Consider the following 8,458-nt stretch of genomic DNA (forward strand, 5'->3'; position numbering starts at 1 on the left):
CCATGCCCGTCCGACGCTCAAGGCTTCTCGATTTCCGAGAGAAGGGCAGGGAAAACTGGCAATGGACCGGAGAATCAGCGAGGCCGAAGCACGGGAGTACGCCGCGATGACCTGGGCGCTCGCCGCGCGTGCCGAGGCCGCCGGCAACATCAAGCTCGCCAAGGAACTGGTGGCGAAGGCCCGCCGCGCCGACGAGCTCTGGGCGCGCAACCGAACCGGCGAAGCCGTCACCTCGCGCTGATCCACAAGAAGATTTAGCCTCGCAGGGTTCCGCCGGTCGCGCTGGCGACCTGCTGGACAATGCGCTGGGCCACGGCTTCGATCTGCTGATCGGTCAGCGTCGCGTCGCGCGGCTGCAGGGTCACCGCAATCGCCAGAGACTTCTTGCCCGGCTCGACCCCCTTGCCCTGATAGACATCGAACAGCACCACGTCGCTGACCAGCGCCTTGTCGGCGCCGCGGGCCGCCCGCAGCACCTTTTCCGCCGGCACATCCTCGTCGATCACGAAGGCGAAGTCGCGGGCGACCGGCTGAAAGGCGGAGAGCTTCAGCAGCGAGGGCTTCTGGCGGCCCGCGCGCGGCAGGGGAATGCGATCGAGGAAGACCTCGAAAGCCACCGCCGGGCCCTTCAGGTCGAGGGCCCTCAGGACCCGCGGGTGCAACTCGCCGAACTGGGCCAGCACATTGGGGCCCAGCCGCAGCACGCCGGAACGGCCCGGATGGTACCAGCCCGGGGCATCGCGGGTGACCTGAAGGTTGGCCACCGGCGCCTCGCAGGCCGTCAGCACCGCCTCGGCGTCGCCCTTGGCATCGAAGGCATCGACCGGCCGCCCCGGCGCCGCCCAGCTCCGCTGCCGGCGCTCGCCCGCCCGGATGCCCGCGGCCACCGTCGCCTGCCCGTCCGGGCTGTCGTCGTGGTACTGCGGCCCCACCTCGAAAAGCGCGAGATCGGCGTAGCCGCGGTCGGCATTGCGCGCGGCCGCACTCGCCAGGTTGGCCAGAGGGGTGGGGCGCATGACGTCGAGGTCCGCCGAGATCGGATTGTCGAGATGCAGGGCCGCCTCACCACCGCCGAAGAGCGCCGCCTCCTTGCCGGAGACGAAGGAGAAGGTCACGCCTTCCCACATTTCGCGCCAGGCCAGCGCCGTACGCGCCGCGGCAACGCGCCGCTGGCCGGTGCTGAGTGCCGCCTTGGGCAGGTAGGTCTCGCGCGGCAGGTCCACCTCCGGGATCGCATCGTAGCCGTGGATGCGCAGCACCTCTTCCACCAGGCAGGCCTCGCCCTCGATGTCGGGCCGCCAGGAGGGGACCGCGGCCTCCAGCCGCTCGCCGGATGACTCGCCGGATGTGTCGACGGCAAAGCCGAGGCGCTCCAGGATCTCCGCCTGGCGGTCGGCCGCCACCTCGACGCCGCAGAGGCTGGCGATGCGGGCGGTCCGCAGGCCGACACTGCGGTCCCAGGCCGGTACCTCGCCGGCGGTCACGACGTGGCTGGCCTCGCCGCCGCAGAGCTCCAGGATCAGGCGGGTGGCCACCTCCACGCCCGGCAGCACGAAATTCGGGTCGACCTCGCGCTCGAAGCGGTAACGGGCATCGGAATGGATGCCCAGCGCGCGGCCGGTCTCCGCCACCCGGATGGGGTCGAAGAGGGCCGCCTCCAGGAACACGTTGGTGGTCGCCTCCGTGCAGCCGGAGACCTCGCCGCCCATGATGCCGCCGATCCCCTCCGGCCCGGCATCGTCCTGGATCACCACCATGGTCTCGTCCAGGCGGTAGGTGTTGCCGTCCAGCGCCAGGATCTCACTGCCCGGCTCGGCCAGGCGCATGGTGACGTCGCCCTTCACCTTGTCGGCGTCGAAGACATGGAGCGGCCGGCTGAGGTCGTAGGTCACGTAGTTGGTGATGTCGACCAGGGCGGAGATCGGCCTGAGGCCGATGGCGCGCAGGCGGTCCTGCATCCACTTCGGGCTCGGCCCGTTCTTCACGCCGCGGAAGTAGCGTCCGGAAACGAAGGGGCAGAGATGCTGCTGGTCGTCGGGCAGGGCGCGCTGCCAGCGGATCGGGCTGTCGAAGCCGCCCGGCAGCGGCGCCGCGTCCAGCGGCTTCAGCGTGCCGATCCCGGCGGCGGCCAGGTCACGCGCGATGCCGCGCAGGCCCAGGCAGTCGCCGCGGTTGGGGGTGATGGCGATCTCGATCACCGGGTCGTCGAGGCCGGCGGCCTTGGCGAAGGGGGTGCCGAGCGGCGCCTCCTGCTCCAGCTCGATGATCCCCTCGTGCTCGTCGGAGAGGCCCATCTCCCGCTCGGAGACCAGCATGCCGTTGGACGCCTCGCCGCGGATGGTCCCGGCCTTCAGGGTGATCCCGGTGCCGGGAATGTGGCTTCCCACCGGCGCGAAGACGCCCAGCATACCGCTGCGCGCGTTGGGCGCGCCGCAGACCACCTGCACCTCGTCGCTGCCGGTATCGACGATGCAGACCCGCAGGCGGTCGGCATTGGGGTGCTGGCGCGCCTCCTTGACGCGGGCGACGGTGAAGGCGGAGAGCGCCTCGGCCGGATTGTCGACCCCCTCGACCTCCAGGCCGATCATCGACAGGGCGTCGGTAATCTCCTGCAGCGAGGCCTCGGTCTCCAGGTGGTCCTTCAGCCAGGACAGCGTGAACTTCATCGCTTCACCCTCCCCGCACCAGCGAGGGCGGCTCCAGCGGCACGAAGCCGTAATGCTTCAGCCAGCGCAGGTCGGTCTCGAAGAAGATGCGCAGGTCCGGGAAGCCGTACTTCAGCATGGCGATGCGCTCGATCCCCATGCCGAAGGCGAAGCCCTGGTAGACCTCAGGGTCGAGGCCGCAGTTGGCCAGCACCTGGGGATGCACCATGCCGCTGCCGAGGATCTCCAGCCAGTCCTTGCCGGGACCGATCTTCAGCTCGCCGCCCTCGCGGCTGCAGCCGATATCGACCTCCGCCGAGGGCTCAGTGAAGGGGAAGTAGCTGGGCCGGAAGCGCAGCGGCAGGTCGTCGACCCCGAAGTAGGCGCGGCAGAAGGCCGTCAGGGTGCCCTTCAGGTGGCCCATGTGGGTCTTCTTGTCGATCACCAGCCCCTCGACCTGATGGAACATCGGGGAGTGGGTGGCATCGTGGTCGGCGCGGAAGGTGCGCCCGGGCACGATGATGCGGATCGGCGGCTTCTCGGCCAGCATGGTGCGGATCTGAACCGGCGAGGTGTGGGTGCGCAGCACCTTGCGGGTGCCGTCCGCCGCCGGCTTCAGATAGAAGGTATCCATGTCCTGGCGCGCCGGATGCCACTCGTGGATGTTCAGGGCCGTGAAGTTGTGGAAGTCGTCCTCGATGTGGGGGCCCTCGGCCACCGAGAAGCCCATCTCGCCGAAGATCGCCACCAGCTCTTCCCAGGTCTGGCTGATCGGGTGGATGCGGCCGAGTTCGGCCGGGCGCGCCGGCAGGCTGACGTCGATCGATTCTGCCGCCAGCCGCGCCTCCAGGGCCGCCTCTTCCAGCGTGCCGCGGCGCGTCTCGATGGCCGCGTTGACCGCTTCCTTGATCTTGTTGAGGCTCTGGCCGGCTTCGCGGCGCTCGTCCGGCGAGAGGCTGCCCAGGGTCTTCAGCCGCTGGGTCAGCGCGCCCTTCTTGCCGAGCGCCTGGACGCGCAGTTTTTCGAGGGCTTCGAGATCGGCGGCCGCGGCCACCTGATCGATCAGACTGCTCTGCAGCTGCTCAAGACTGTCCATGATTACTGTCCGCCTTTGCCATCCCGCCAGCCGAACCGTCCGTTTCCTCTGAGACCGGTTCTTCGGCAAGCGACCCGGTCTTGCGCCGGGTCTGCGGGAGTGGTCCTTGGAACCGGCCGTCGCCTCAGCGTCTGAGCCGTGGCCGGTTCACGAGAGGCGTCAGGCCCGTGCGGCCTTCGCCTGGTCGACCAAGGACTTAAAGGCTTCGGGCTCACGCACCGCAAGGTCCGACAGCACCTTGCGGTCGAGCTCGATGCCCGCCTCCTTGATGCCGTTCATAAACTGCGAGTAGGTGAGGCCGTGCTGGCGGGCGCCGGCATTGATGCGCTGGATCCACAGGGCGCGGAAGTTGCGCTTCTTCACCCGGCGGTCGCGGTAGGCATACTGCAGGCCCTTTTCGACGCGCTCGATGGCGACGGTGAAGACGTTCTTGCCCCGGCTGCGATAGCCCTTGGCGCGCTTGATGACCTTCTTGTGGCGGGCGTGGGTGGTGACGCCGCGTTTCACTCTTGCCATGGCTCCGGTCTCCTTACTTCGCGTAGGGCAGGAAGTTGCGGCGCACGATCTTGGCGTCGGCGTCGCAGAGCAGGGTGGAGCCGCGGGCGTTGCGGATCATCTTCTGGGGGCGCTTGCGCATGCCGTGGCGCTTGCCCGCCTGGTTCATGCGCACCTTGCCGGTGGCGGTCAGCCGGAAGCGCTTCTTCGCCCCGGACTTATTCTTCAGCTTGGGCATTTTGCATCCTTTCTGAACGAAACGAGACAGTATGAGCGGCTGGGCATGCCCTTTCGCCGGACCGCTCTTTCTCAAGAACGCGGGGTTATAGCGGCCTCCAGGCCGGATTGCAAGCCGGGGCCAAGGGCCTGGGCGGCCCCCTCACGCCCCCGTTTAAGCCCCTGTTTTCGGGGCTTCGGCACAGGCGGCGCGGAAGCCCGCGCCGGCGATGGCGGCGGCCTCTGCCAGGGCTTCGGGCGGCAGGCCGTCGCGGGCGGAAGCGGAGAGGCCGGCCAGGGTGACGACGACGAAATCGGCCAGGCGCTCGGCCTTGCCCGGGGCGCTTTCCGGCGGGAAGTCCTGCCGAAAGCGGGCGATTATCCGGTCCCGGGCCTGCGCCCGCAGGCTTTCCGTAAAGGCGCAGACCCCCGCGTCGGCGGAATTGCGGGTGCCGTCGGTCACCAGGCAGCCCAGATGGCCGCGGTCGGCGCTGTAGGCCTCTGCGGCGCGGGCGAAGAGCCGGGCCCCGATCTCAGCCACCGGGCCCGTCTCGGACAGGGTTTCCGGGACAAAGGCCCCTTCGCGCGAGAGAAAGAGCACCACCGCCCGCTCATAGAGCCCCTGCTTGCTGCCGAAGGCGGCGTAGAGGCTGGGCGGCTTCACGCCGATGGCCCGGCTCAGCTCGGCCACCCCCACCGCATCGTAGCCGCGCGCATGGAACAGGCCGAGGGCGGTTTCCACCGCGGCCTCCGGGTCGAAGGCACGGGGCCGTCCGCGTCCCGTCTCGCTTCCTTCTGTGATTTTTTTAGCAGTCATTACATTTTTCACTTGCGAAGGCTTCGCAGAAATATATGTAACGATCACTACAGAATTTCAACAACCATCCACGCAAAGCTTTTCCAAAAGGAGCCGCACCATGTCCTCCCTCGAAAACAAGAAAGCCCTCGTCCTCGGCGGCAGCCGGGGCATCGGCGCCGCCATCGTCGAACGCCTGGCCAAGGACGGCGCCGAGACGGTCTTCACCTACGCCGGATCGGCCGAGGCCGCCGCCGCTCTGGCCGGGAAGACCGGCGCCACCGCGATCCAGAGCGATTCCGCCGATCGCGGGGCGGTCACGAAGACCGTGGCCGATCAGGGGCCGCTCGACATCCTGGTGGTCAACGCCGGCGTGCTGGTGATGGGCGACCCGCTGGAGAGCGACCCGGACGCCGTCGACCGCATGATCGACATCAACGTGCGCAGCCCCTACCACGCCGCCGTCGAGGCCGCGCGCAAGATGAACGAAGGCGGCCGTATCGTCATCCTCGGCTCGGTCAACGGCGACCGTGTGCCGTTCCCCGGCGGCGCCGCCTATTCCCTCACCAAATCCGCCGTGCAGGGGCTGGTGCGCGGTCTCGCCCGCGACTTCGGCGAGCGGTCCATCACCGTGAACGCGGTCCAGCCGGGTCCGGTCGACACCGACATGAACCCCGCCGACGGCCCGATGAAGGACGCCATGCACTCCTTCATGGCCATCAAGCGCCATGCCGAGCCCTCCGAGATCGCCGGCATGGTGGCCTATCTGGTCGGTCCCGAAGCCGGCATCGTCACCGGCGCCCTCCACACGATTGACGGGGGATTCGGCGCCTAGAACAGATCCGGGTTTGATGGAATCGCTCTAGCGATCCATCAAACCCGGTGAATCTGCTCTAACCATTTGATGTCGATCGGATTCACATGTTTTGGCGCAACCACAAAGTGGTTCCGTCAAAACATGATCCGATCTAGGGCCTATACGGCAGAGGTTTCGGCGCCCAGGTTGGGTCGTACGGGATGGCTCTCGGCGATCCTTGGTCCATCCGCCGCGGCGCAACTGCCTGCACCGACTATCGGCAGAACGGCGAAGTCACCCTCCTCGTGCGTGACTTCGCTGTCCGTGCCCCGCATGGCCGGAAGGACCTTGGCGAACAGACCCAATCCCTCGGCGGCGTAGAACCGATGCCGGGCCAGCGCGCTGCTTCAGGGCGGATGCCGTCTCTGCGGCAGACCCTTCGCCGCCGAGACGGCAATTGCCTTCAACCTTATCGACCTGCGTAAGCGACACTCTTGTCAGGAAGGAATATCTTGAACCTAGGCCTCTTTATCCTCGGTATCCTTATCAACTTCATTCAACAAATCTTCAATTTTGCCTGGGTCTCCCGAGACAAGCTTCTCGACATCACCCCAAAAATCGTCATTGGCTTTATCGGCCGATGCTGACACCGGATAGTCGCGATGGAACGTACTTTCAGGGGGATATCATCATCCGTCTGGACTGCGTTCTGGGCAGCAGGGCGTTAGTTCTGGTTTTTGGGACTATCGGTTGAAGCCGTCTCCTGATCCAACCAATCATCAGGCAGGGCCCCAAATTTTTCAAAGTCTTCGGCAGTAACCTGAGGGTCATCCGAGCCAACGGAGCCTTGTTTCGGTTTGTCGTGGCTAGCTTTGATGTGGCCGGAATCATGGTTTGGGTCGTTCTGCCGATCTATCTCTGACGGCTGCGAGGAAGGCGTGCCAACGACACTCGATTCTTGGGAGGCAGGATAAAGGAGCGGGTTATTACCCTTACCGTTACTGGGCCCATTGTCATCTTGTTCGTCTGTGGAAGAATGCGAGTATTCATGCCGACTCTTGGCTTCCTGTAGTTCCACAGGAGGAAGGTCCTGCGGGTCGTCTCGAAATTCCATATAATCGACGGTATTTGCTTTTTTACTATTGTGGTTTTTTGATCTGCCAAAAAGACTCTTAAGGCCGGAAAGAACTGATTTTTTTCCAGTTTTGTTTTTCGACTTTCCAACAGAATCATTATTGTAATTTAAAGAATTTCGCTTTTGCGTACTTTTTTTGATTTTTCGATTCTTATTGAAAATACCTTTTGTTTGTTTGGTCGACTCTTCATCTAACTTCTTCTGTTTGTTGTGCGCTACTATGACAGATTTCAGCTCCTTGATTAACGATGCATCTAATGCATTGCCATGTGTGGCAAGAGCGCCACCCAGTTTTTCTTCAAGCACACTATCTTTGTTATTGCGCCTATTGCAATGTCTATATACGAGATTGCCTATTCGCGCTTTGGTTTCTACTGATACTGTATCAGTATTTGATATACCAGAATTAATGTAAAATCCTTTTCCAATTTTTTTCTTTTTATATTGTATTTGCTCATGGTCATTATTTTCTGGTTTTGAATAATATTCTTCTGCGCTACTGAGAAATTTCTCTAGATTATTTGTATTTGTCAAATAATTACTAATTGATTTATTTGGCATTCTAAATTCCTCCTGTATTCTTTTGCGGTTAGGGCCAACCTGAATCGGCCCGGCCCGGCAGGCATCGGGGCCTTGCCGTCAGACCCTCAATGAGTGGTGATGCATTGGATCGCCCGGAGGACTGTCTGCTTCGGTCTTCAGCCCTTCGGCGACCAGCGCCCGCCAGGCGGGCAGATCGGCTTCCAGATTATCAAGCACGATGGGCAGGGTGCCGGCGCGCAACTCGGCCTCTGAGAGGTCGTAGATCAGGCTCAGCGGGCCCTCCTCATCGCGCAACGCGACGCGCGCGCCACCGGTTTCCGAGGCTTGATAGTTGTACTGCAGGAAGAACCTGTAGGTATCGAAAGCGGCCTCTTCCGGCGGGCTGCCCAGCTCACAGAAGATGAAGAGCCGCTCGGCGTCTCCGTCATAGTCGAGGATCACGTCGCAGTCCTCGTCGAAGCTGACGACCCAAACGGCCTCGGCGGAGTACTCCACGACTTCATGAAACTGCCGGGCCTCGTGAACCTCAGCCAGCAGATCCCTGACAAAGTCTATCTCGGCGGACCTATCCATTGGGGTGCTCTCCTTCGCTTGTCTCTGTTCGGCACTCGGCAGCCGGCTGCGGTTGATCACAGCACCTCTCTTGTTCTGCGTTCGATTGTAGTTCACCGGCCTATTGCAACCCTGACGATGAGATGACAATGTTCGGACGGTCTTCACAGGCGCAAGACGGCCG

9 protein-coding genes are annotated in these 8,458 nt (G+C 63.8%); 2 read left to right on the forward strand and 7 right to left on the reverse strand.

Annotation, left to right across the window (positions count from 1 at the left end; translation table 11 throughout):
- On the forward strand, positions 1–241 hold a 241-nt coding region (locus Q0982_RS13415), incomplete at its 5' end, for a hypothetical protein (protein ID WP_299396383.1).
- A gap of 13 nt (positions 242–254) precedes the next feature.
- On the opposite strand, the gene pheT is transcribed toward Q0982_RS13415, so the two are convergent.
- The 5 genes from pheT to Q0982_RS13440 form a co-directional block, all read right to left on the reverse strand.
- Positions 255–2,666, reverse strand: a complete 2,412-nt coding sequence (gene pheT / locus Q0982_RS13420) for a phenylalanine--tRNA ligase subunit beta (protein WP_299396384.1) — start codon at positions 2,664–2,666, stop codon at positions 255–257.
- Between the two features lie 4 nt (positions 2,667–2,670).
- Positions 2,671–3,741 carry a phenylalanine--tRNA ligase subunit alpha gene (pheS, locus tag Q0982_RS13425; RefSeq protein WP_299396386.1) on the reverse strand — a complete coding sequence of 357 codons (1,071 nt, stop codon included), beginning with the start codon at positions 3,739–3,741 and terminating at the stop codon, positions 2,671–2,673.
- 159 nt (positions 3,742–3,900) lie between these two features.
- Complete coding sequence (gene rplT / locus Q0982_RS13430; protein WP_299396387.1) at positions 3,901–4,257, reverse strand: 50S ribosomal protein L20; 357 nt, start codon at positions 4,255–4,257, stop codon at positions 3,901–3,903.
- Positions 4,258–4,270: 13 nt separating this feature from the next.
- A complete protein-coding gene (rpmI, locus tag Q0982_RS13435; RefSeq protein WP_299396389.1) occupies positions 4,271–4,474 on the reverse strand; it encodes a 50S ribosomal protein L35 in 204 nt (67 codons plus the stop codon).
- Between the two features lie 153 nt (positions 4,475–4,627).
- A complete protein-coding gene (locus Q0982_RS13440; protein WP_299396390.1) occupies positions 4,628–5,269 on the reverse strand; it encodes a TetR/AcrR family transcriptional regulator in 642 nt (213 codons plus the stop codon).
- Between the two features lie 100 nt (positions 5,270–5,369).
- On the opposite strand from Q0982_RS13440, the gene bdcA reads away from it, so the two are divergent.
- Positions 5,370–6,083: an SDR family oxidoreductase gene (gene bdcA, locus Q0982_RS13445; protein ID WP_299396392.1), complete on the forward strand. Its 714-nt coding sequence runs from the start codon at positions 5,370–5,372 to the stop codon at positions 6,081–6,083.
- Between the two features lie 685 nt (positions 6,084–6,768).
- Here the strand turns inward: bdcA and Q0982_RS13450 are convergent.
- Positions 6,769–7,740 carry a hypothetical protein gene (locus Q0982_RS13450; RefSeq protein WP_299396401.1) on the reverse strand — a complete coding sequence of 324 codons (972 nt, stop codon included), beginning with the start codon at positions 7,738–7,740 and terminating at the stop codon, positions 6,769–6,771.
- A gap of 78 nt (positions 7,741–7,818) precedes the next feature.
- Positions 7,819–8,295: a type III secretion system chaperone gene (locus Q0982_RS13455; RefSeq protein ID WP_299396403.1), complete on the reverse strand. Its 477-nt coding sequence runs from the start codon at positions 8,293–8,295 to the stop codon at positions 7,819–7,821.
- Between the last annotated feature and the right edge of the window lie 163 nt (positions 8,296–8,458).

It is taken from the genome of Pelagibius sp., from assembly GCF_028281305.1.
GTDB lineage: Bacteria > Pseudomonadota > Alphaproteobacteria > Kiloniellales > Kiloniellaceae > Pelagibius.